The sequence below is a fragment of the Tessaracoccus luoxuelianae genome (assembly GCF_055326245.1).
Genome location: NZ_JBUZNO010000008.1, coordinates 110,465 through 133,720 on the forward strand (window position 1 = coordinate 110,465; position 23,256 = coordinate 133,720).

At 70.2% G+C, this 23,256-nt stretch carries 20 protein-coding genes, 1 tRNA gene and 2 riboswitches; of the genes, 10 read left to right on the top strand and 11 right to left on the bottom strand.

The window, feature by feature from the left end:
* Positions 1–19: 19 nt before the first annotated feature.
* Both ACZK39_RS12890 and ACZK39_RS12895 read right to left on the bottom strand, forming a co-directional pair.
* Positions 20–1,405 carry an SH3 domain-containing protein gene (locus ACZK39_RS12890; protein WP_182799024.1) on the bottom strand — a complete coding sequence of 462 codons (1,386 nt, stop codon included), beginning with the start codon at positions 1,403–1,405 and terminating at the stop codon, positions 20–22.
* Positions 1,406–1,751: 346 nt separating this feature from the next.
* Positions 1,752–2,399 (bottom strand): hypothetical protein, encoded by a 648-nt coding sequence (locus tag ACZK39_RS12895; protein ID WP_182782284.1) that lies wholly within the window; start codon positions 2,397–2,399, stop codon positions 1,752–1,754.
* Between the two features lie 41 nt (positions 2,400–2,440).
* On the opposite strand from ACZK39_RS12895, the gene ACZK39_RS12900 reads away from it, so the two are divergent.
* Positions 2,441–2,513 (top strand) — tRNA-Lys (locus tag ACZK39_RS12900).
* Between the two features lie 228 nt (positions 2,514–2,741).
* On the opposite strand, the gene ACZK39_RS12905 is transcribed toward ACZK39_RS12900, so the two are convergent.
* Positions 2,742–2,870, bottom strand: a complete 129-nt coding sequence (locus tag ACZK39_RS12905; RefSeq protein ID WP_463613538.1) for a hypothetical protein — start codon at positions 2,868–2,870, stop codon at positions 2,742–2,744.
* Positions 2,871–3,245: 375 nt separating this feature from the next.
* Between ACZK39_RS12905 and ACZK39_RS12910 the strand changes: the two genes are divergently transcribed.
* The 5 genes from ACZK39_RS12910 to ACZK39_RS12930 all read left to right on the top strand — a co-directional run bounded on the left by ACZK39_RS12910 (position 3,246) and on the right by ACZK39_RS12930 (position 6,498).
* Positions 3,246–3,896 carry a hypothetical protein gene (locus tag ACZK39_RS12910; protein ID WP_463613539.1) on the top strand — a complete coding sequence of 217 codons (651 nt, stop codon included), beginning with the start codon at positions 3,246–3,248 and terminating at the stop codon, positions 3,894–3,896.
* An 80-nt stretch (positions 3,897–3,976) separates the two neighbouring features.
* Complete coding sequence (locus tag ACZK39_RS12915) at positions 3,977–4,615, top strand: hypothetical protein (RefSeq protein WP_463613540.1); 639 nt, start codon at positions 3,977–3,979, stop codon at positions 4,613–4,615.
* Positions 4,578–4,988, top strand: coding sequence for a PIN-like domain-containing protein (locus ACZK39_RS12920; protein ID WP_463613541.1), 411 nt, complete (start codon positions 4,578–4,580; stop codon positions 4,986–4,988). Before ACZK39_RS12915 ends, ACZK39_RS12920 begins: the two co-directional genes overlap by 38 nt.
* Before the next feature lie 33 nt (positions 4,989–5,021).
* Entirely contained in the window at positions 5,022–5,438 is a 417-nt protein-coding gene (locus ACZK39_RS12925) for a hypothetical protein (RefSeq protein WP_463613542.1), read from the top strand.
* Complete coding sequence (locus tag ACZK39_RS12930; RefSeq protein WP_463613543.1) at positions 5,425–6,498, top strand: tyrosine-type recombinase/integrase; 1,074 nt, start codon at positions 5,425–5,427, stop codon at positions 6,496–6,498. The genes ACZK39_RS12925 and ACZK39_RS12930 overlap by 14 nt, the downstream gene beginning before the upstream one ends.
* Before the next feature lie 81 nt (positions 6,499–6,579).
* On the opposite strand, the gene ACZK39_RS12935 is transcribed toward ACZK39_RS12930, so the two are convergent.
* Positions 6,580–8,439 carry an amylosucrase gene (locus tag ACZK39_RS12935; protein WP_463613544.1) on the bottom strand — a complete coding sequence of 620 codons (1,860 nt, stop codon included), beginning with the start codon at positions 8,437–8,439 and terminating at the stop codon, positions 6,580–6,582.
* A 16-nt stretch (positions 8,440–8,455) separates the two neighbouring features.
* Positions 8,456–9,931: a patatin-like phospholipase family protein gene (locus tag ACZK39_RS12940; protein ID WP_463613545.1), complete on the bottom strand. Its 1,476-nt coding sequence runs from the start codon at positions 9,929–9,931 to the stop codon at positions 8,456–8,458.
* An 82-nt stretch (positions 9,932–10,013) separates the two neighbouring features.
* A riboswitch (cobalamin riboswitch) is annotated at positions 10,014–10,123 on the top strand.
* A gap of 37 nt (positions 10,124–10,160) precedes the next feature.
* Here ACZK39_RS12940 and cobN point away from each other — a divergent pair.
* The 3 genes from cobN to ACZK39_RS12955 are packed head-to-tail and all read left to right on the top strand — an operon-like array spanning position 10,161 to position 15,258.
* On the top strand, positions 10,161–13,772 hold the full coding sequence (gene cobN / locus ACZK39_RS12945) for a cobaltochelatase subunit CobN (protein WP_463613546.1): 3,612 nt from the start codon (positions 10,161–10,163) through the stop codon (positions 13,770–13,772).
* Positions 13,769–14,533, top strand: coding sequence for a precorrin-6A synthase (deacetylating) (gene cobF, locus ACZK39_RS12950; RefSeq protein ID WP_459056314.1), 765 nt, complete (start codon positions 13,769–13,771; stop codon positions 14,531–14,533). Before cobN ends, cobF begins: the two co-directional genes overlap by 4 nt.
* Entirely contained in the window at positions 14,530–15,258 is a 729-nt protein-coding gene (locus tag ACZK39_RS12955) for a cobalt-precorrin-6A reductase (RefSeq protein WP_463613547.1), read from the top strand. The genes cobF and ACZK39_RS12955 overlap by 4 nt, the downstream gene beginning before the upstream one ends.
* Positions 15,259–15,276: 18 nt before the next feature.
* Here ACZK39_RS12955 and cobO read toward each other — a convergent pair whose 3' ends face one another.
* Together cobO and ACZK39_RS12965 are read right to left on the bottom strand one after the other, a co-directional pair.
* Entirely contained in the window at positions 15,277–15,891 is a 615-nt protein-coding gene (gene cobO, locus ACZK39_RS12960; protein ID WP_182782289.1) for a cob(I)yrinic acid a,c-diamide adenosyltransferase, read from the bottom strand.
* A complete protein-coding gene (locus ACZK39_RS12965) occupies positions 15,891–17,981 on the bottom strand; it encodes a VWA domain-containing protein (protein ID WP_463613548.1) in 2,091 nt (696 codons plus the stop codon). The genes cobO and ACZK39_RS12965 overlap by 1 nt, the downstream gene beginning before the upstream one ends.
* A 26-nt stretch (positions 17,982–18,007) precedes the next feature.
* Positions 18,008–18,155: riboswitch (cobalamin riboswitch) on the bottom strand.
* A 48-nt stretch (positions 18,156–18,203) separates the two neighbouring features.
* On the opposite strand from ACZK39_RS12965, the gene cbiE reads away from it, so the two are divergent.
* Entirely contained in the window at positions 18,204–19,424 is a 1,221-nt protein-coding gene (gene cbiE / locus ACZK39_RS12970; RefSeq protein ID WP_463613549.1) for a precorrin-6y C5,15-methyltransferase (decarboxylating) subunit CbiE, read from the top strand.
* On the opposite strand, the gene ACZK39_RS12975 is transcribed toward cbiE, so the two are convergent.
* Genes ACZK39_RS12975 through ACZK39_RS12990 form a run of 4 tightly spaced genes read right to left on the bottom strand, consistent with a single transcriptional unit; the run spans position 19,417 to position 23,199 of the window.
* Positions 19,417–20,199 (bottom strand): cobalt-precorrin-4/precorrin-4 C(11)-methyltransferase, encoded by a 783-nt coding sequence (locus ACZK39_RS12975; RefSeq protein ID WP_459056317.1) that lies wholly within the window; start codon positions 20,197–20,199, stop codon positions 19,417–19,419. The genes cbiE and ACZK39_RS12975 overlap by 8 nt on opposite strands.
* Positions 20,175–21,692 carry a precorrin-2 C(20)-methyltransferase gene (locus ACZK39_RS12980; protein WP_463613550.1) on the bottom strand — a complete coding sequence of 506 codons (1,518 nt, stop codon included), beginning with the start codon at positions 21,690–21,692 and terminating at the stop codon, positions 20,175–20,177. The genes ACZK39_RS12975 and ACZK39_RS12980 overlap by 25 nt, the downstream gene beginning before the upstream one ends.
* Positions 21,689–22,354: a precorrin-8X methylmutase gene (locus ACZK39_RS12985; RefSeq protein ID WP_459056319.1), complete on the bottom strand. Its 666-nt coding sequence runs from the start codon at positions 22,352–22,354 to the stop codon at positions 21,689–21,691. Before ACZK39_RS12985 ends, ACZK39_RS12980 begins: the two co-directional genes overlap by 4 nt.
* Positions 22,351–23,199 (bottom strand): ferredoxin-like domain-containing protein, encoded by an 849-nt coding sequence (locus ACZK39_RS12990; protein ID WP_463613551.1) that lies wholly within the window; start codon positions 23,197–23,199, stop codon positions 22,351–22,353. Before ACZK39_RS12990 ends, ACZK39_RS12985 begins: the two co-directional genes overlap by 4 nt.
* Positions 23,200–23,256: the final 57 nt, after the last annotated feature.

Consider the following 23,256-nt stretch of genomic DNA (forward strand, 5'->3'; position numbering starts at 1 on the left):
CCGTTCGCACCGACCCAGCTTACCCGTAGGTGTTGATGTGGACGTGGTTGTAGTGGTTCGCGTTGTCGCTGCCACGGTCTGCCATCAGCCGCCACCCCTCGCTGGAGCGCTGAACCGACCAGATCTTCTGCGCGAAGATGATGTAGTTGATGTTGTACTTCGAGGCGTTGGCCTTGTAGTAGTTCGCGATCTCCCAGCCGAGGGCCTGGTTGCTCGAGTAGCTCGGGATCATCACGTCGACGGCGCGGCCCGCGGGGTGGTCCGGCGTGACATCCTGCCGCCAGCCGTACATCGTCTTGATCGCGGGGTAGCGGTTCCAGATGTCGCGGACGATGGCCTGGACGTTGGCGTTGGTCTGGTCGAGACCGCTCGAGTAGCCGCGGTTGAGGGTGGTGCTGCTGCCGCTGGAGGCCGTGCTCTCGGAGGGTTTCGTCGTTGACAGGTAGCGGGCCGTCACCCAGCGGACGGCGCCGTTGACGACGGCCTGGGCCCGCCCGTTGGTGACCAGGCCGGTGACCCGCACCTCGCCGCCCCTGGGGATCTCGCCCACGTAGGAGGTTCCGCTGCTTGCGGTCCAGATGTTGAGCACCGTCGTGGCGTAGCGGACGGTGGTGGCGGGCAGGGCGGGCGCTGTGGGGGCCGGCGTGCTGGCGCTCACGGCCACCAGATACTTCGCGTTGACCCACCTGACGGCGCCCTTGTAGACCACCTGGGCCATGCCGTTGGTCACCACTCCGGTGGTGTCGAGGATGGTGCCAGCCGGCACGTCGCCGAGGTTGACGAAGCCGGTGTAGGGCGTGGTGCGGATCATGAGGGCGGCAGTGGCCCGGCCCTTGCCGGTGACTGCAGGGAGTTGGCCGTAGGCTGCCGCCGCGGTCGCGCTGATGTACTGCGAGGCGGCCCACAGAAGCTTGCCGTTGTGGGACACCTGGACGTAGGCGCCGCTGACCTTTCCGGCGAGCTGGAGTGCTGTGCCGCGCTGGACGACGACCGAGACTGCGTCGGACAGCGAGGGCCCGACGCGCAGGTTGAGGTTGGCCGTGGTGTACACGGTGCCGGTCGATGAAGTGGTGCTGCCGTTGGAGGTGGTCGACGACGGCGTCGAGGCGGCGGTGCCTCCGTTGAGGTAGGCGCTGGCGACGTAGGCCGTCCGCCCCTGGTAGGTCACCGTCGTCCACCCGTTGGAGGAGCCCTGGCTGGGAAGGCTCTGGCCCTTCTGCAGGACGGCCAGGCGCGTGCTGGAGACGGTGGGGGCTGTGCGGATGTTGACGTTGGTGGTGGCGGTCACGTTGGCGATCTCCGCGTCCGCCGCCGGCCCGATGGCCAGCGTGCCCAGCCCTTGGACCAGGACGGCGATGCCTGCCGCGGCACCGATGCCGCGCAGGCCTTTGAATGCTGTTCTCACGTCTCTCCTCGCACTTACTTCGGGAGGTCGGACGTGCCGCTTCCTCGGGGCTCCGTAGCCCCCGACACGTCCGGCCACTGCCCCGGAGACTAAGAGCGATCCTCATGATCGGACAACGAGCGCTGAGAATTGGGTGAGAGGATGCAAGCCGACACGCCGTCTGCGGGGTAAGAACTACAGCCGTGGGATTTTGGGGGATGGTGACGTTCTCAATGGACTTGACTAGGCATTATGGTGGAGCGCCTGGCCGAAAGTTAAGGCTGAGTGTGCAGTGAGAAACTCTTGGATGCCTCAGAATCAAGGTGAGCTCAACTCTCGGTTGAGGTTCACTGTCATGGGTTGAGGTTCAGGGAAGATCCCGGGGGTCCACCCAGGTCCGCTTGAGGGTGCTGAACCATGTGGCGGCCCGCCCGTATGCCTGCTCGGGGAGGTAGCCCGATCTCAGATCCTCGGACGGGACCGGGGCAACGCCCAGGAGTTCGGCCAGCCGCGTCCTGTCGCGGGAACCCGCCACTGCGGCCACCACAGGCAGGGCGAGCGCCCTGCGATTGGCAGTCAGCGTCGTGAGCACCTCAGGGTGGAACCCGGCGGCGACGATGGCCAACGGGTGCTCATCACTGGCTCTGCCCAGGGGGGCGAGGAGTTCGCGCATGGCTGTCACGTCGCCGTCGACGACGAGGATCAGCGGCTCGCTGTGCGCGGCGCCGTCGCGGTGGTTCGCGAAGTCTGCATGGGCGTGCCCGAATCCGAACCCTTCGCCCGCGGGCGAGAGCGGGGCCGGTCCACGTCCGGACGCAGGGGCGGGCATGGCGTCTATCTCGTCCTGCGTGAGGTAGTGCGGAACGTGGCGGTCCACGTCGTCGAGGCCGCGTCGCGGGGCGGGCTCGTCGGCGCCGGTGGCGCGGCGACGCGAGCGGCGGTCAGCCAGCGCGGCGAGCGCGAGCAGCGCGCCGCCGAGGATGACGGCGACGATGAACCAGGACCACGCGGGCATGTCCCCAGCCTGCCACGGCCTGGGACCGGTACACTGCTGACGCCCCTATAGCTCAGTCGGTAGAGCAGTGGACTTTTAATCCATGGGTCGCGGGTTCGAGCCCCGCTGGGGGCACGCGTTGGAAGTGGCGTTGACTAGGCGGTTCGGCGCTCGTTGCGCGATCTGCTCCCGGATTTGAGGCGCGAAGTGGTGACCTCTGGGGCCGTGTGCGACCGTACCGGGTAAGCGTGGGCCGAGCAGTGATCGCGTGCGCGGTCTACCGGATTCGTACCGGGGGAACGACGAAACCGCCCCCCTCGACCAGCTGGGCTGGCGAGGGGGGCGGGTTCCGTTCAGGAAGGGTCAGGCGGCGCGCTTCGGCTCCACCTGTCTGATGTCGGTGCCGGACAGCACCATGTCGTTGGCCTCTCCCGCGACGACCGTGTCACCGATCAGGACCTCGAGCAGGGTGACAGCAGAGCCAAGGCTCAACTCGGTGGGAGACTCGACGGAACCACCATCTTCAAACCGCTGGCAGGCGCGCAACGGAACTACTACTAGGCGCCACCCGGCCACTGCTAGGCTCGGGGTAGGCGGGTGCCTCGTTCCGACGATAAGAGCCCAGGGGGTTCTGACCGAAAGGTCTAGTTTGCTCGGGCTGCCCGCCATTACTGTGCCCGCGGGCCCCCGGCGCCGCGCGACCCCGCCACGGTGGGAGGATCAGCGCTGCCCAGAGCACAAAGCCGCGGCAGGGCTTACCTGATTCTGTGGCCCCGCCATCGCGCTGACCAGTGTCGATGCAATGATGAGGCCACGCAACAAAGGTGGGGCATCGCTGCCCCGAACTCGCACACCCTGGGGGGACGCATGGACAACAACTTCACCACGCCCGATCAGCAGCCCGATGCGTGGGTTGAGCCCACCTCGCCACTCGATGTCCAGCCGGTGCCGCCAGGTGGCCAGGGCGGGCAGCCCCTGGCCAAGGAGCGCCCGAAGTGGATGGCCCCCGCGATCGCTGCCGTTGCCGGCGGCCTGGTCGTCGGTGGACTCGTGGGGGTCTACGCCGAGGGCAAGATGCAGGACTGGCGGGAGCATTCCGCGGCGATCGCCGCCGAGCGGGACGATCTGCTGGCCGCCCCCGCTCCGACGGTGACGGCGACGAGGACCGTGACGGCTGAGCCCGTCGAGCCTGTGGCTCCCGCAACATTTGAGGGGCGGCCGGAGGACTTCGCCATCGCCGTGACGATCACCGAGCAGCAGTGCTTCGGATCGGCTGGGTGCAACGTCTCGTACCGAGTTGACCCGCCGGAATACACGGGGAGCGCGCTGTGGCCCGACGCTGGGACTGTCGAGCTCATTTACGAGGTCACCGGGGCCGAGGACAAGATCATCGGTTCCATGGAGATCGACGCCGAGACGTCGATGGTCAACTGGGACGACGAGGGATCTGCCAGTACGGAGACTGAGGATTCAGCGCTGACGGCCCAGGTAACGAAGGTCACCTACCTCGACTACTAGGTCCTGAGATGCTCAAAGTTCGGGTTGATGAACATCGTAAGAAGGCGCGAGCCTAGGATGGATAACGAGAGGGGGACGCCATGGATCCACGCTTCGAGCAGCCACTGTTCACGCCTGCACAGGCAGCGGACTATCTGTGGGTGCCTCGCGCCCGATTCCGTGGCTGGCTCGGCGGCCCCGTCACCCAGGTGCCTGAGCGCTTCGGCCTCTCGGTCACTTTCATCGGCCTGCTCGAGGGCTACGTCGTCAAGCAGCTGCGCGAGGCCGGCGTCCCGTTGCGGGAGATTCGCGAGGCCGCCGTGGCGCTTGAAGACGGGCTCGACGTGTCGCACCCCCTCGTCTGGCAGGACCTCGCACACAACGGCAAGGAGATCCTTCTCCGACTTGAGGCAGGGTGGGAGCGAGCGCGTGATCGCCAGAAGGGCATCAGCGGCATCGTGGAGCTTGGCCTGGAGCGCGCCATCACTTGGGGCCCGGACAAGTATCCACAGCAGCTCCGAGTGCAGGACGGGGGCTGCGAGATCATCCTCGACCCCAGGCTCTCGGGTGGCCATCCCATTCATGAGCGCAGCGGTGTCCGCGTCGAAGACATCCTCCACCTGGTAAAAGCGGAGGGCGGGAACATTGCTGTCGCGGCGAAGGAATTCGGGATCTCCACGGAAGAGGTCGAAGCGCTCACAAGTGCCGACGCTAGACGGCACGCCGGAACTGCGGCTTAAGTTCTTCGTCGACGTATGTATGGGCGAGGCTTCGGTCCCGGACTTCATTCGAGACAAGGGCTGCAGAGCCCTCACAAAGCGGGAGCAGTTCGGCGGGAGGAACGTGCCTGACGTTGAGTGGCTGGAGTGGTGCGCAGCCGACTGGATCGTCATCACCAAGGACGAGGCTATCCAGCGGGTGGCCGAGGAAGCCCGAGCGGCGAGTCGGCATATGGTGCGCATGTTCTACCTAACCAACCAGGGACTGAACACTGCAGATACGATCGCGCGGCTTGAGAAGTTGTGGCCACGGATCACCCACCTGGCGCAGCAGCCGGGGCCGTACGTGTATGGCCTCTACTCCGATCGGATCATCGAAAAGAACCGGCCCTGAGCACTGTCGTACCTCGATGCCACCCTGACAGGCATGTTCGATCCTTGGGGGATTCTTGACCATCTGCCCGGCTGGCATGTCGACTGGGTTTGGGCGCCGCGACATCGGGGCCTGACCTGCTTCCACACGCGCACGATCACGCTGGACGCGGCGCTCACCCGGCGCGACGAACGCTGCGTCTTGTCGCATGAGGTGGCACACGCTGAGCGGGGCCCGTTCCCGCGGTGGCTGCGGCCGCGGGAGGAGCGGCTGGTGTCGTCGATCGCGGCTCGCCGGTTGATTCCGCTGGACCGGCTGGGGGAGGCGCTGGCCTGGTCGCTGGACGACGCTCACGTCGTGGCCGACGAGCTCGACGTGGACCTTCCCACCCTGCGCGCCCGCCTCGCGTCGCTACGAGCCTCGGAGCGGGCCTATCTACTCGACCGGACGGAACATCATGGCTGTTGCTGATCTGTGGCACCTGAAGGGCGGGGCCCGCTGCCCGGAGTGCCGCACGAAGGTTGGCGCCCCGTCGACGCGCCACGGGCGGGGTCTGCGGTGGAGGGTGACTGTCGGGGACCATCCCTCGCGCGCGTTCACCGTGAAGGCCGACGCCGAAGCCTGGGAGGCGGAGCTCCGGCGGCGCGGTGTCCGCCCAGCCGGGACAGCCACCGTCGGGGAGCTCGTCGACCTGTGGGTCAGTGGCCGCGCCTACCTGGCCACCGCGTCACTGCGCCCCTACAAGGTGGCCGCGTCCCGCATCCATGCCCGCTGGGGCCTGGCGCCCGCATCCAGCGTCACCGGCCCCGACGTGCAGGCCTGGGTGGCGACGATGACCTCCGGCGACGAGAAGCGGCCCGCGGCGGCATCCACGAAGTCGAAGGCGCTGCTGGTGCTGCGCGGAGCCCTCGGGATCGCGGTGGACGCCGGGATGCTGGAACGGAACCCGTGCGACGGGGTGAAGGTCGGCCGGCTGCGGCGAGTCGATCCGCGTTTCCTGACGGTGGCCGAACTGGGGCGGGTCGCGGACGCGGCCGACGGCTACGCGCCGATGGTGTGGATGCTGGGGTCGACCGGTCTGCGGGTCAGCGAATGCGTGCGGCTCGACGTCGGGGACCTGGACTTGAAGCGTCACCGGGTGAGGGTGCGCACCGCGAAGGCGGGGAAAGGGCGGGACGCGCCGCTGCTGGATCGGGTGGCCGGGATGCTGCCGACGGCTGGCCGGGCATCCACCGAGCCCCTGTTCCTCGGGCCGGGCGGCAGGACGCGGGTCGACGCGCACAACTTCCGGGCCAGGGTGTGGCGGGATGCGGTGGAGGACGCCCACCTGGCACCGCTGCGGATCCACGACTTGCGGCACACGGCGGCGTCGCTGATGATCTCCTCAGGGGCGAGTGTCCTGGAGGTGCAGGCGGCGCTCGGTCACGCGTCGGCGGTAATGACGCTGGACCTGTACGGGCACCTGTTCGACGGGCACCTGAAGGACCTGTCGCGGCGCATGAATGCGCTGCTGGCTCTACCGGATTCGTAATCCGTGCTGCTGACTAGGGGTGCCGTTGGCCTTTTAATCCATGGGTCGCGGGTTCGAGCCCCGCTGGGGGCACTCGGGGCATCAGGCGGTGAACCAGCGCACCGCGTAGGGCGGCAGCGTCATCGTCCAGGGCGTCAGGTCCCACTGGGTGTCGTCGAGCAGCTCCCGCGCCGTCTCGCCCAGCGTTTCGCTGACGCACGCCATGGGGACCGTGATCTCCACGGGAGCGAAGTTGTACACCTGCACCATGGGGCCGATGGGGTGGTCGCGCTTGACCGCCAGCACCCTCGGATCCCCCGTCTCGAGGAACTCGGCCTCCCGCGAGGCGTGCAGGTGCGGAAGCTGCCGCCGCACCGACAGCACGTGGCGCAGCCAGGCGTTGACCCGGGCCGGGGCAGAGGTGGGGTTGTCGCCGAGTGCGGCCACCGCATCCCAGTCCATCACGGGACGATGCACCCAGCGGTTGTCGTCGGCGTGTGCCGGGTCGCGGGCGAAATCGTGGTCGTTGAGCATGGCCACCTCGTCGCCCATGTACAGCAGCGGCACCCCGCCCCAGCCACAGATGACGGCGTGCAGGAGGTTGATCCGCGCGATCGCGAGCTCTTCGTGATACGGGTTGCCCGACTCCAGCGCGGCCTCCAGGCCGGCGAGGGAGGCCAGCGAGCCTGAGATGCGGCGGTCACCCGTGGCCGGGTTCGCCTGGAACACCAGTCCGCGCGCGAACGAGTCCGGGTGCTCGCCGGAGTAGAAGTCGCTGAGGTAGCTCCGGTGGGCGAACCCGTTGAGGCCCGCGGTGGCGGCATCCACGTCATCGATGGCCCAGCCGATGTCGTCGTGGCAGCGGATGTAGGTGCCCCAGGTGGCCGTGGCCGGCTTTGCCGGGAATCCGCCGAGCGCCCGACGCAGCAGAGTCGTATCGTGCGTGGCCAGAGTCGACCACAGCTGCGCCATCAACGAGTTGTGGTACGCGATGTCCGAAACCTTGCCGTAGTGCTCGCCCTCGCCGAAGTAGCCGATGAGGTCCTTCGGCCCCACGATGGCCTCGGCCTTGAACGCGGCGGCGGGGGCGGCGATCCGCACCGCCGCGCGCAGGGCCTGCGTGAGTGCGTGCACCGGCGGCTGGTTCTGGCAGTTGGTGCCCATCTGCTTCCAGATGAAGGCGATGGCGTCCAGCCGCATCACCTCGACGCCGCGGTTCGCGAGGTCCAGGATGATGTCCAGGTATTCGACGAAGACGTCCGGGTTGGCCCAGTTCATGTCCCACTGGTAGTCGTTGAAGGTGGTCCACACCCACCCCGCCAGGTCCTCGTCCCACGTGAAGTTGCCGGGTGCGAAGTCCGGGAAGATCTCCGGGAGGGTGGCCTCATAGCGGTCCGGCATCGTGCGGTCCGGGAACACCATGAAGTACTCCCGGTACTTCTGCTCGCCCGCGCGGGCGCGCACCGCCCATTCGTGTTCCCGCGCCACATGGTTGAGCACCAGGTCCACCACGAGCGAGATCCCGTCGCCGCGCAGCCGCGCGGTGAGGGCCTCAAGGTCATCCATGGTGCCGAGGTCCGCGCGTACCGTGCGGTAGTCCGCCACGGCGTAGCCGCCGTCGTTGGCGCCCTCGCGGGGCTGGAGCAGCGGCATCAGGTGCAGATAGGTGACGCCGAGGTCCTGCAGGTAGTCCAGGTGCTCTGCGATGCCGTTGAGGGTGCCGGCGAAGCGGTCGGTGTAGGCGACGTAGCCCACCTGCGTGGGGAGCTGGAGCCAGTCCGGGCGCAGCAGCCGTGCCTCGTCCAGCTCGCGCAGGTCATCGGTGCGGGCGTCGAACTTTGCACGGACCAGGTCACGGACCCGATCCGTCAACTCCCATGAGCGTTCGCCGTACACGCTCTCCAGGGCCGCGATCAGCTCGGCGCCGTAGCGCTCCCACCTGAGGTCGAATGTCGTCTTCACCGTCCCACACTAACGCTCAGGGCTGGGCCGCGAGCGGCATCCAGGGGGGATCCATGGCGGGCGTGGCCGGGTGCCGCTCCCAGGTGGTCCACCACAGCTCGGCGCCCTCTGGCAGCGGGGTGCCATGGGTGGAGCGGACGGCGTCGCGGAGCTCGATCTTCGCGCTGTTTAGGGCGAGGAACTGCCGGCGGCTGGGCTCCGGCGCCTCCAGCAGCTGCTCCTCCAGGCGGACGATGCGGGTGCGCAGCGCGATGATGCGACGGTGGAGTGCCTCGGCCGACTCGTCCAGCCCCAGATGCTGCTCGGCCGCGCGCAGCCAGCCGTAGTCGCGGTTGATGCTCATCAGGCCCGGGTGCACGGTCATCGAGTCGTGGACACTGAACTCGGGGAATACGACGACGGCACCGGCGGAGTGGGCGTAGGCCATCTCGTCTCTGCCGGCCTCGTCGATGAGGATCTCAGTGGAGCGCATCACGACGCTGAACACGTCCGCGGCGGCCATGCTCGGGCGGCGGGGCACGCCCATGGCCTGTGAAGAGATGACGTAGTTGCGGGCGGCCCCCATCTGACCGATGGCCAACTCGGCTGGGATGTTCTCGCGGGCGCCGCCGTCGACATAGGTTTCGCTCCCGATCGGCACGGGGCGGAAGACGGCGGGGATGGCGCAGGAGGCCAGCACGCCGACGGCCAGGTCGTGGTCCGTGTCGTCGACGGAGGTGTTGGTGCGGTCGACGAGGGAGCCGCTCTCGGTCATGAACCGCAGCTCGCCGGACTCCAGGGCCACCATCGCCACCCGCAGCGTCACCCCTGATGCGGCCACGCGCGCCGGGTCAAACGTGTGCGGATCCAGCAGCTTGGCCAGCATCGGGCCCGGCCGGAACATCGAGCGGGAGCGGTCCAGGCCCTGCCAGATGGAGCCGAGGCCGCTGCCGATGCGGGGCAGCCGGCCCAGGTGGGCGGCGATGCCTGACAGCGCGGCCAGTGACCACTCGGATCTGGTGTCCTCATCGGGCGTGAGTGCCAGCTCGAGCGGCCCGGGTGGCGTCTCGGGAGAGCTGGGCGGGGAGCTCGTCTGGCTCGTGCGGCGGAAGGGAAGGAGGGGTGGACGCTGCCGCTGGGTCGGCGCGACAGGCCGCGCCGCCATCACTTCGAGCCAGACGGGTGCCTCGGACTGGAAGCGTTCGTACCAGGGGCGGGGCGTGAACATGTCGGCTGAGGTGGTCATGGCCATCCAGATATCGTTCATGCGGGCCAGGTACCGCTGCTGTCCCTCCCTCGTGGCGTCCTGGGCCAGGGCCGACGCGAGGATGGCCCCGGCCGAGGCGCCGACGAAGATGCTCGGCGTGAAGGTGTCGTCGTGGGAGTAGAGGTAGTCCAGCGCGCCGAGGTGGAAGCTCGCCCGCGAGCCGCCGCCCGAGAGTGTGCAGGAGACCGTTTCCGGGCGCGGGCTCTGCCCGAAGAAAGGAAGTCCGAACCAACCCTTGACAGCCATTCCACCAAGCGTACTCAGCACGTGGGCCGGGCGTCGGCCAGCGCGGGGCGGGCTCGCCTGTCCTGCCGCTGAGAATGTCGCTAGGCTCCAGGCAGCTTGTGGGCGAGGAACCCGGTGTGACTCCGGGGCGGTTCCGCCACTGTGACGTCGTTGATCGACCAGCCAGACACTTTCCACAGGTGCATCCGACCGGTCTACGGGGCGAGAACCCCGAGGAGGAAACCCGCGAATGACCGATTCACCCACGCGCATCGCGCTTCTGTCCACGTCCGACACGGACCTGTTGTCGGCCCGCGCCAGCGGGTCGAGATACACGTGGGCCAATCCCGGACGCACGACCGACGGCGTGCTGACCCGCCTCGTCGAGGACGCCGACCTGGTGGTGGTGAGGCTCCTCGGCTCCCCACAGGACCTCTGGCCGGGAATCGCCCACGCGCGGACCATCGGAACCCCGCTGGTGATCCTCGGCGGTGAGCACCAGCCGAGCCCTGAACTGATGGAGCTGTCGACGGTGCCGATGAGGGTCGCGGCGGAGGCGCACCGCTACCTGGCGGAGGGCGGCCCGGCGAACCTGGCCGAACTGCACTCCTTCCTCTCCGACACCGTCCTGCTCACCGGTCTCGGTTTCGACCCTCCCAGCGTGATCGCCGCGTGGGGCTACGCGCCTCGACCCGCCGTTGATCCGGCGCTTCCGCGCATCGGCATCCTCTACTACCGGGCCCACGAGGCCAGCGGCAACAATGCCTTCGCGCATGCGCTGGCCGACGCCGTCGATGAGACCCGTGAAGCTGTCGGCGTCCCGATCTACGCGGGGTCGCTTCGATCCGCTCCTGACGCCCTCTATGAGGCGCTCGGCACCTTGGACGCGCTCGTCGTCACCGTGCTGGCCGCCGGTGGATCCGTCCCCGCCACCGCAGGGGCCGGCGGGGAGGACGAGTCCTGGGACGTCGCCCGGATGGCCGCACTGGACATCCCTGTGCTCCAGGGTCTGTGTCTGACCTCGTCGCGCGCCGAGTGGGAGGCCTCGTCCGAGGGTGCGACGCCGCTCGACTCGGCCAACCAGATCGCGATTCCCGAATTCGACGGGCGCATCATCACCGCACCGTTCTCGTTCAAGGAGATCGACGAGCAGGGCCTCCCCGCCTACGTAGCGGACCCGGAGCGCACCGCCCGCGTGGCACGCGTCGCCGTCAACCACGCCCGGCTCCGCAGCATCCCCAACGCGCGAAAGCGCGTGGCCCTGGTGCTGTCGGCCTATCCCACCAAACACTCCCGCATCGGCAACGCGGTGGGGCTCGACACCCCGGTCTCCGCGATCCGTCTGTTGCGCCTTCTCCGCGCCGAAGGCTACGACCTGGGGCCGGACGACGACACCGCCGACTTCCCGATCCACCACCTGCTGGACCTGGGCGACGACACCGCGGCCGGGGACGCGCTCATCCACGCTCTCATCGCCGCCGGCGGTCAGGACGAGGAGTGGCTCACCTCAGCTCAGTTGACCGGGGCGCACGTCCGCATCCCGGCCGCCGATTACGACGCGTGGACCGCACACCTGCCCCCCGACCTGCGCGCCTCCATGGTGGCCGCCTGGGGGGAGTCGCCCGGCACTTTGTTCGTCAACGAGGCGGGGGAACTGGTGCTGGCGACGCTGCAGGCAGGCAACGTCATCGTCCTCATCCAACCGCCGCGGGGCTTCGGTGAGAACCCTGTGGCGATCTATCACGACCCGGACCTGCCGCCCAGCCACCACTACCTCGCCGCGTACCGGTGGCTTGAGCGCGGCTTCAGGGCCGACGCGGTGGTTCATCTGGGCAAACACGGCTCGATGGAGTGGCTCCCCGGGAAGAACGCCGCCCTTTCCGCCTCCTGCGGCCCGGATGCCGCGCTCGGCGACCTGCCCCTGATCTACCCGTTCCTGGTCAACGACCCGGGTGAGGGAGCCCAGGCCAAGCGCCGGGCCCACGCAACGATCGTCGACCACCTCATCCCGCCGATGGCCCGGGCGGAGACTTATGGCGACATCGCCCGGCTCGAGCAACTCCTCGACGAGCACGCCAACATCGCGGCCATGGACCCGGCGAAACTTCCCGCGATCCGCGGCGAGATCTGGCAGCTGATGCGCTCGGCTGAGATGCACCGGGACCTGGGCCTCGAGGAGCAGCCCCACGCCGAGGAATTCGATGACTTCCTGCTCCACGTCGACGGCTGGCTCTGCGAGATCAAGGACGCCCAGATCCGTGACGGTCTCCACATCCTGGGTGCCGCCCCCACCGGTGAGGCCCGCGTCAACCTCGTGCTGGCCATCCTGCGGGCGACGCAGGTCTGGGGAGGTGTGGGGGACGCCGTCCCTGGTCTGCGAGCTGCGTTGGGCCTCACCGATGGGGCAGACCTGGCGGCCGTCGATCTGGCCGAGTCCCAGGCGCGTGATCTCATCCACCGTGCGGAGGCGGCGGGCTGGGACCCATCCGCGGTCTCGACGCTCCACACGGACGCCAGAGTCGGGCGCGTCCTCCGCTTCGCCGCGGAGCAGGTGGTCCCCCGCCTGGCCTCCACCACGGACGAGCTCACGGCCGTCGTCCATGCGCTCGCCGGTGGCTTCGTCCCCGCCGGACCATCAGGGTCGCCGCTGCGCGGGCTCGTGAACGTGCTGCCCACCGGGCGCAATTTCTACACCGTGGATCCTCGGGCGGTGCCGAGCCGCCTGGCGTGGCAGACGGGGCAGGCGATGGCCGACTCCCTGCTCCAGCGCCACCTGGACGAGGCCGGCAGCTACCCGCCCTCGGTAGGGCTCTCGGTCTGGGGCACCAGCGCCATGCGCACCTCCGGCGACGACATCGCCGAAGTCCTCGCCCTGCTCGGCGTGCGGCCGGAGTGGGACGAGGCCTCGCGGCGGGTGTCGCGGCTGACGGTGGTGCCGCTGGAGGAGTTGGGCCGCCCCCGGATCGACGTGACGCTTCGCATCTCAGGGTTCTTTCGTGACGCATTCCCGCACGTGGTCGCGATGCTCGACGACGCCGTCGGTATGGTCGCCGGCCTTGACGAGCCCGACGAGATGAATTTCGTGCGTGCTCACGCCCGCGCAGATCTCGCGGTGCACGGCGACCACCGCCGGGCGACCACGCGTATCTTCGGCTCGAAGCCCGGCTCCTACGGCGCCGGGATCCTGCAGGTGATCGAGTCCGGCAACTGGCGCGATGACGCGGACCTCGCCGAGGTGTACACGGCCTGGGGCGGCTTCGCCTACGGCCGCGGTCTGGACGGGTCCCCGGCGGCCGAGGACATGCGGACCAACTACAGGCGGATCGCGGTGGCGGCGAAGAACATCGACTCCGCCGAGCACGACATCGCGGACTCCGACGACTATTTCCAGTACCACGGCGGGATGGTGGCCACCGTCCGGGCGCTGGCCGGGACGGCGCCGAAGGCGTACGTCGGGGACTCGACCTCACCGGACTCTGTCCGTACCCGCACCCTCGCCGAGGAGACGGCGCGCGTATTCAGGGCCCGCGTGGTCAATCCTCGATGGATCGCGGCGATGCAGCGCCATGGCTACAAGGGGGCCTTCGAACTCGCCGCGACCGTCGACTATCTGTTCGGCTTCGACGCGACGGCCGGCGTGGTCCATGACTGGATGTACGACCGGTTGGCCCACGCCTACGTCCTCGACGGCCCCACTCAGGAGTTCCTGCGCAGGTCGAACCCCTGGGCCCTGCGGGGGATCATCGAGCGTTTGCACGAGGCCGCGGAGCGCGGCCTGTGGGCGGAGCCAGACGCCGACACCCTCGCGGCCATGCGTGAGGTCTACCTCGAGGTCGAGGGTGAGCTGGAGGACGACACATGAGCGGATCGGTGAGGGTGCGGATACTCGGTATCGGTATGGGTGCGCACCACGTGACGCCGGAGGTGTCGCGGGCTCTGGCTGAGACCGACTACGTGCTCGCAGCCAGGAAGCGCGACGACGACGGGCTGCTGGCGGCCCGCCGGGCCATCGCCGCCGCCCACGGCGTCGAGGTGGTGGAGGTACCCGACCCCGAGCGCGACCGGGACGCTCCCGCGGACTATCCGGCCGCGGTCAGGGCCTGGCACGCTGCCCGGGTCAGCGCCTACGAGGAGATCCTGCGTGCCCGGCGTGGCGCCGCCGCCTTCCTGGTCTGGGGTGACCCGGGCCTCTACGACTCGACCATCCGCATCGTCGAGGGGATCGCGGCGAGGCTCCCGCTCAGCTACGACGTGCTGCCGGGGATCAGCGCCCCGCAGGTGCTGGCGGCCCGGCACCGGATGGTCCTCCACCCCGTGGCGGACCCGGTGCACGTCACGACGGCGCGGAGGCTGCGCCAGGACATCGCGGCGGGCCAGAGGAACCTCGTGGTCATGCTGGGTGGAGCACCCGCCCTGGAGGGTCTCGATGACTGGTCGATCTGGTGGGGCGCCAACCTCGGAGCGGACTCCGAGGAACTGGTGGCCGGCCGGGTGGCGGAGGTCAGCCGCGACCTGACTGCGGCGCGGGAGCGCGCCCGGGCCAGCGCAGGCTGGGTCATGGACATCGCACTCCTGCGTGCCCCCGATGGGTCCGCCCCACCGCTGGAGGGCGGTGCCGGATGAGAGTGCTCATTCTTGGTGGCACCAGCGAGGCGCGCCGCCTGGCCGCGCGGCTCGTCGAAGCTGCGGGCATCGATGTCACCACCTCCCTGGCCGGCCGCGTCGCTGCCCCGCGACTGCCGCCGGGGCGCGTGCGCACGGGAGGTTTCGGTGGCGTGGAGGGTCTCCGTTCCCAACTGGTGGACTACGACGCCGTCGTGGACGCCACCCACCCCTTCGCGCTGGGGATGACCGCGAACGCGGTCGAGGCGTGCCGCGCCGACGGTGTGCCACTGCTCAGGCTGGAGCGGCCGGGCTGGTCGCCCGATCCGGCCTGGTGCTACGTGGACGATCACGAGACGGCGGCCGATACCGCCGCCCAGGCAGGTGCCCGGCCGTTGATCACCGTCGGACGACAGGAGCTCGCGCGCTACGTGCCGGCGCTGTCAGAGCGTGCAGTGCTGGCCCGCGTGGTGGATGCGCCCGACATCACGGTGCCGCCGGCCTGGGAGGTGGTGCGGAGTCGTGGCCCGTACCCGCTCGATGACGAGCGGGCGCTCATGCGCCGCCACCGCACCGATGTTCTGGTCACGAAGGACTCGGGTGGGACCTACACCAGCGCGAAGCTGGAAGCGGCCGCGGAACTCGGCGTGACGGTGGTGATGGTGCGTCGGCCACCGGGCCCTCAGGGCGTGCCCACTGTGGTGGACGTCGACGCGGCGCTGGCCTGGTTGCTGCGGAGGGTGTGAGCCCCGCAACCGGCGGCCTCACCACTCGATACCGCGCTGACCTTTCTGCCCCGCGTCCATCGGGTGTTTCACCTTGGTCATCTCGGTGACCAGGTCCGCCATCTCGATCAGACGTGCATCGGCGCCGCGCCCGGTGATGATGACGTGCTGTCGTCCCGGGCGGCTGGCCAGGGTGGTGACCACGTCCTCCACGTCGACCCATCCCCACGTCATGGGGTAGGTGAACTCATCGAGGATGACCAGGTCGTGCCTCTGGTCTGCGAGCCTTCGCTGGACCTCCAGCCACCCCTCGCGGGCGGCGGCCCGATGGTCCTCCACCTCACCCTGTTTGCGGGTCCACGACCAGCCGGCGCCCATCTTGTGCCATTCCACGGGGCCCCCCTCGCCGGTCTCGTCGTGGAGCCGCCCGAGGCGTTCCAGGACGGTCTGCTCGCCGATGCGCCACTTGGCCGACTTGACGAACTGGAACACACCGATGCGCCAGCCCTGGTTCCACCCACGCAGCGCGAGGCCGAAGGCCGCCGTGGACTTGCCCTTGCCCTCGCCGGTGTGGACGACGAGAAGCGGCTGGGTGCGTCGCTGGCGTGTGGTGAGTCCGTCGTCGGGGACGGACAGCGGTTGACCTTGGGGCATCAGGCGGCTCTTCTCATATGGGTGTGGACCGTGGAAGTGAGGGCGTCCGCGGTGACCTCCGCCACCGGGACGTGTCGGGCGCCGAGCCGATCAGCCAGGCGCGCCGCGAGGCCGAGCCGCAGCGGGCCGCTCTCGCCGTCGATGACGACGCTCATCACGCCCAGCCCCGCCAGGTGCGCGGCTGCCAACTCGGAGCGGGCCAGCGCGTCGGCTCCGCCGGTGGCGCGCCCGTCGGTGACGACGATGAGGAGAGGACGCAGGCGTGGGTCGCGGCGGCGCTCACGCGTCAGTACGGCTGCCGCCTCAAGGAGCCCCTCCGCCAGCGGCGTCCGGCCCCCCGTGGACAGATCGTCGAGGCGGGCCGCCGCCACGTCGACGGAGTGCGTCGGCGGCAGGACCAGATCCGCCCGCCGACCCCGGAAACTGATGAGCCCCACCTTGTCCCGCCGCCTGTAGGCGTCGAGCAACAGCGAGAGGATCGCCGTCTTGACCTGGCCCATCCGCTTGCGGGCTGCCATGGACCCCGAGGCGTCGACGCAGAAGAGGATGAGGTTGGCTTCGCGGCCCTCCCGCACCGCAGTGCGGGCATCCTCCGGCCGCAGCATGACCCGTCCTTGGGGGTCGCGGTCCGGAGCGCGCCCGGCGGCGGCCAGCAGGGTTTCGACGAGGTGCAGACCCCCGCCGGCGCCCACCGCCCGGCTGGCCCCGATCCGACGGCCGGTCTCGCTGATGGCCCGGCTGCGGCGCCCGGGCGCCCCGTGGCCAGTTCCCTGCACGACGAATGCCTTCGGCCTGTAGGGCTCCCCGCTGGAGACCCGGCTCTCGGGGGATGCTTCCGGTGCCGGTGCTGCCTCCGCCGTGTCCTTGCCCTCGCCATCGATCGGCGGGCTGGCCTCCATGGGGGGCTGCGGCGCCGGATCGGTGCCGGTGGGGTCCTGCGGATGAGGGCTCTCGTCGCTGGGATCCGACGGCGTGGAGTCGTCGTCGCGGGGCGGGTCGTCGTCGCGGGGCGGGTCGTCGTCGCGGGGCGGGTCGTCGTCGCGGGGCGGGTCGTCCGGCGGAGGAGAGTCGCGCCCGAGAATGTCGTCGAGGAGTTGCTCGTCGAGCCCGGGCGCGTCAAACGGGTTGCGCCGCCGCCGGTGCGGCAGGGCCAGGAGAGCCGCCCGGCGGATATCGGCGCGCGTCACTTCCGTGCGCCCCTCCCAGGCGGCATGGGCCACGGCGGTTCGGGCCGTGACGAGGTCGGCGCGTAACCCGTCGACCTCGAACGCCGAGCAGATCTCGGCGATCTTCAGCAGGGCGGCGTCGGACAGCACAACCGAAACGACCCTGGTGCGCGACGCCTCGATCCGGCGGGTGAGTGCCTCCTCCGCGGGCCGGTACCTCTCTGCGAAGCTGACCGGGTCCCCGTCGAAGGCCATCCGCCGCCGGACGACCTCGGCCCGCAACCCGGGTTCCCGGGGGGCCGCGACCTCCACGGTGAGGCCGAAGCGGTCCAGGAGTTGCGGGCGCAACTCGCCCTCCTCGGGGTTCATGGTCCCGATCAGCACGAAGCGCGACAGGTGCTCCACGGAGACACTGTCACGCTCCACGCTCACCCGCCCCATCGCGGCCGCGTCCAGCAGCAGGTCGACAAGGTGATCGTGCAGGAGGTTCACCTCGTCGACGTACAGCAGGCCCCGGTGGGCGCGGGCGAGCAGGCCGGGCTCGTATTCGACGCGCCCGTGGGACAGCGCCCGCTCCAGGTGCAGCGAGCCGAGCACGCGGTCCTCCGTCGCCCCGACGGGGAGTTCGACGAGCCGCACGGGCCGGCCCACCGTCTCCGCCCCGGGCCCGAAGGGACCGTCCGGGGAGGTCGATGCCGGGTCGGCCGGGTCAACCGAGAACCGGTCCGCGGCGTAGACCCTCACGTGAGGGAGGACAGCTGTCAGCGCACGCACCGTGGTTGATTTGGCGGTCCCCTTCTCGCCGCGGATGAGGACCCCGCCGATTTCGGGGGAGATGGTGGCCAGGACCAGCGCCAGGCCCATGTCATCCATCGCGTCGGTGTCGCAGCCGAGAACGGCAGGGAAAGGAAAGTGCACCGGCATGTGAGGCTCCCGCTCGTGTGGCCATGGTCATGATCGGGCGCGAGGCCGGTCTTCGGACTTGCCTGGTCCTTCGCTCACGCGAAGGCCGGGTTCACCGCAGCGGGCCTGTGCCGGACTCTCACCGACTTCCCAGATTCTCCCCGTCACCCAAAGCCACCGTCTCCGATGGTTCGGCTTTCCGGGGCACCTCGTGCCTATGCCCACATGATAACGTCCTTTGTCGTGTCCGACGGAACCCGCGCGGCGGTTGGCCGCACCACCGGCCGGGTGATCGTCGTCGGCGTTGCGGCCGACGGTGTGCACGCGGTCAGCGAGGAACTCGCCGGATCCGGGACCCTGGTCGTCGGTGCGGCGCGGCACCTGGGTCTACTGCCCCCGGTCCGCGGGCAGGCGCGGCTCCCCCTACCCTCTCCGCTGCGGGCCGGGCTGGCTGAGATCGTCACCGCTCACCGCGACACCACGGTGGTGGTGCTGGCATCCGGCGACCCGTTGGTCTCGGGCATCGGCTCCGTCCTCATCGACATCCTCGGCCCCGACAGCGTCGAGATCCGCCCTGCCGTCTCATCGGTGGCGTTGGCCCGGGCGGCGATGCGCTGGCCGGCGGAGTCCCACGGCCTGGTCAGCGTGGTGGGGCGTGACGTGTCGGTCGTGCTGCGGGACCTGGCGCCCGGCCGACGCCTCCTGGTGCTGTCCTCGGACGAGCTCACGCCGCGGCTCCTCGGTGCGCTCCTCGTCGAGGCCGGATACGGCTCGTCGCTTCTCACGGTACTGGGGAATCTCGGCGGCGACGAGAGCCGGCTCGACCTGGACGCCTTCGCCGCGGCCGCGGGCGTGGTCGCGGAGTTCCCGCGGCTCAACATCGTTGCGATCCAGTGCGTCGGGGAGCTGATCGCCGGGTGGACGGCGGGTGTGCCCGACAGCCTGTTGACGGGGGTGGTGACCCCCCTCCCGCGCGACGTCCGGGCAGCGGCCCTGGCGCTGTTGGGACCGGTCCCCGGCGGACGGCTGTGGGACATCGGCCGGGGCGCGGGTCCCGTGGCGGTCGAGTGGCTCCGCGCCCATCCCACCTGCCTCGCCACGGCCGTGGTGCCCGATGTGGCGGCAGCCGGGCCGATCGGCGGCCTCGCCGCCCGGCTCGGCGTACCACGGCTGCCGGTCGCGGTCGGGACGGCGCCGTCGGTCCTGGCTGGCCTGGCCCGGCCGGACGCGGTGCATCTCGGCCCCGGCGCGGCTGCAGCCCGGCTCGCTGCCGTCTGTCTTGGCGCGCTTAGGCCCGGCGGACGGCTCGTCGCACACGCCGTCGGTGAGGGAGACGCTGCGCGGCTGCTGGAACTGCAGCACCGGTTCGGGGGACAGCTCACCCGGATCGGTTGTGAGGTGCGGACGCCCTCGGGGTGGGTGCCCGGCTATGCGGTCACGCGGTGGGCGCTGACGATCACCTGACCACAGGCTGCCTGCGGCGCGCCCGATCCCTGTCGTACAGGTAGGACTCGCCGCCCGAGGTCGGGTCCAGAGCCGGCCCAACCAGGATCACCGCCGCCTGCCGGAGCCCCGCGCTCTCGACGGCGTCCGCTATGGTCCCGACCGTCGCGGTGAGAATCTGCTGCTCCTGCTGGCTGGCCCGGTAGACGACGACGGCGGGGCAGCCCGCGCCGTACTCGGGCTCGATCTCCGCCATGAGGCTCCGCACCGTCGTCATGGCCAGGTGGAGCACGAGGGTGGCGCGGGTGGCGGCGAACGCGGCGAGCGACTCGGTGGCGGGCATCAGCGTCGAGCGGGCCTGGGTGCGGGTGAGGACCACAGACTGCGCCAGCAGCGGTACCGTCAGCTCCCGCCCGATCGCGGCGGCCGCGGCAGCGTAGGCGGGAACACCGGGGGTGACGTCCCACGGGACCCCGACCGCGTCGAGGCGTCGGGTCTGCTCCGCGAGCGCGGAATACAGCGACGGGTCACCGGAGGTGAGCCTGACCGCGACCCGGCCTGCGCGGTGCGCGGCCACGAGGTGGCCGGTGATCTCATCCAGGTCGAGGTGCTGCGTGTCCACGAGATCCGCTGACGGGCCTGCGTGTGACAGCACGTCGGGGTCCAGATAGGTGCCCGGATAGAGCACGACATCCGCGCCGGCGAGCAGGCGCGTGGCCCGTACGGTCAGCAGATCAGCGGCCCCGGGACCGGCCCCGACGAAGTGGACGCTCACCGCACGAACCTCGGGGTCCATACGCCGGCGGGCCCTACGCGGGTTGCCGAGGCGCCCACAATGAGGAGGCACTTCATGTCAATCGACGCCGGATCCAGCTCGCCGAGCGTGGTGACCGTGAGGGATTCCTCTCGTCGCCCGATGTCGCGGCCCACCACCACGACGGTGTCACGGGCCCGGTGTTCCAGAAGTATGCGACGTGCCTCGGCGATCTGGGTGCTTCGGGTCCGCGAGGCAGGATTGTAGATGGCCAGGACCAGATCGGCTTCAGCGATCGCGCGCAGCCGACGCTCCACCACTGCCCAGGGCTTGAGCCGGTCGGACAGGCTGACCACTGCGAAGTCGGCGCCGATCGGGGCCCCGGCGCGGGCGGCCACCGCCTGCACCGCGCTGACGCCGGGGAGAACGCGGATCCGCACGTCGGCGTAGACCGGATCCTCGGCCGCCTCGAACACGGCGGCGGCCATGCCGAAGATGCCGGCATCGCCCCCCGACACCACCGCGACCCGCTCGCCCGCGCGAGCGAGGTCGAGGGCGAGCCGGGCCCGTTCGACCTCGACGGTGTTGCCCGACGCATGCCGCGTCAGACCCACCCGGTGCGGGACCCGGTCCACGTAGGGTCCGTAGCCGACGACGTGGTCCACGTCACTCAGCGCCGTGACCGCCTCGCCCGTCATCCAGTCCTCCGGCCCAGGTCCGAGCCCGACGACGAGGACCTCACCGGTCTGCGAGGTGCTCAGCCCCGGCGTCGTCGGCTCGCCGCCCTCGCCCTCGCCGTCGCGGGACCGGGTGCCGTTGAGTGAGTCGCCGGTGACGACGATGAGCGAGAAGTAGGGCACCTCGTCGGCCTGCACCGCGCTCACGGGCATCCAGCGCTCCTGGCTCAGCGAGGCGCGCTCCACGTAGACGGCGTCGTTGAGCCGGCCCGAGACCTCCAGCGCGCGGCGGACCGCCGGGAAGGTGCGACCCAACTTCATGATGATCGCTCCGTCCGTGTCGGCGAGGCGCCGGGCGAGTTCCTGCTCGGGGAGGGTTCCCGGGAGCACGGTCAGCACGTCGGTCTGGCGCACCAGGGGGCTGCGGATCGCCGCCGTGGCGGCGGCGAACGCCGGCACGCCGGGAACAATTTCGGTGTCGAAGTCCACGGCCAGCCGGTCAGACATGTACATGCAGGACCCGTAGAGCAGCGGGTCACCCTCAGCGAGCAGCACGACATCGCGCCCTGCCCGGAGATGCCCGGAGATCCGCGCCGCGGAGTCCGCGTAGAAGGCGGCCATGGCGCCCTCGTAACCGCCGGGGTGGTCCGTCTTCCCTGTCGTCAGCGGGTAGGTCAGCTGCTCCTCCACCACACCCGGCCGGAAGAGTCCGCCTGCGGTGCGGCGGGCGTTCGACTGGCGGCCCGCGGCGGCGTGGTAGGCCACCACGTCGGCGCCCTGGATGAGCCGCGCGGCCTTGAGTGTGATGAGCTCAGGGTCGCCGGGGCCGACTCCGACACCGTAGAACCGCCCGCTCATTCCTGCTCCAGTGCCAAGGCGTTGAGCGCCGAGGAGGTCATGGCCGATCCGCCCCGTCGGCCCAGGACCGTGAGATACGGGATGTCGATGCCGTGTCTGTCGTGAAGATCGATCAACTCCTGCTTGGACTCCGCTGCGCCGATGAAACCCACGGGGCAGCCGACGATCGCGGCGGGCCGGGGGGCGCCGTCGATGATCATTTCCAGGAGGTGGAACAGCGCGGTGGGGGCGTTGCCGATCGCGACGACGGCGCCCTCGAGCAGCGGCTCCCACAGCGAGACCGCCGCCGCGGTGCGGGTGGTTCCCCAGGCCTTGGCGAGATCTGCGACGCGGCCGTCGTTGAGGAAGCACAGCACCTCGTTGTCGCGGGGTAGCCGACGGCGGGTGACGCCGGTGGCCACCATGGTGGCGTCGCAGAGGATGGGCGCCCCCGCCTCGAGGGCCCCTCGGGCGGCCGAGACGAGCTGCGGATGGATCACCAGGTCGCCCACGAGGTCAACCTGACCGCTGCCGTGGATCATCCGCACGGCCACCTTCTCGGCGTCCGGGGGAACGGAGGCGAGGTCGGCCGCGAGGCGGATGGCGGCGAAGGAGTTGACGTAGATGTCCTGGCCCTCGCCGATGTAGTCGTAGTGCCTGGTGGGCCGGGTCGGGTGCGTCATGCTGATTCTCCTCGGGGGACGAGCACACCCCGCCAGGGTGTGACGATGACTTCTGTCGCGCCGTCGGCCAGTGCGGCGATCTCGGTGCGGTCGAGCCCGTTGTCCGGCACGGGAACGTGCCTGCCCCCTGGTACCTCTCCGTAGGGGAGCGGCGCAGCCGGGGTCGGTAGCCGCGGATCCGGCGGGGCCGGGGCGACGAGGGGGGCGGCCAGTTCGCTCACGTGCCAGGGCGCCGTGGGTCCGGAACCACGAGTGGCGAGGAACCGTAGGGCCAGGGCCGCGAGGCTCTCCGGCGCCGCGGCAATGGGGACTACCTCGCCCCAGTCACCGCCGGCGCGCAGTTGCCCCGTGTCCGCGTCCAACGCGATGAAAGCGAGGTCGGAGCGACGCTCCATGAGGTCTCCCCGCCCGTCGTCGAGTACGACGAGGAACCGGCCCGGCAGGTCGGCCAGGCGCGGCGTGCCCTGCAGCAGGGAGTCGAAGGCTGCCGAGACCGGGCGCAGGTCTGCCCGGCCCCCGGCCAGTCCGCTCTGCGGTGAGACCATCACGTTGCGGACGAGTTCATGCGAGCGGCTGGGCAGAAGACCGGTGCTCTCGAGGGCGGCCAGTGCTTCCGCGTCGAGGCAGTCGTCGGTGCCGGGGAAGGCACGCACCTGCAGGTTGGCGCGCCCGGTGACGCGCACGCGACCATCGCCGAACCGCTCGGCCACCTCAGCGAGGGCGATCAGGGACCGGGTGGCCACGCGGCCACCGATGATGCGCAGGCGCACCAGGAGGCCGTCGTCGGCGGGCCACGGACGCAGCGCGCCTGGGCACTGGTCTCGTCGGTCGCGGAGAAGTGTCATGGCAGGGAGGCCCTTCGGTCCGAGGCCCTTGCGCGGGGCCGCTCTGAGACCTGGCGG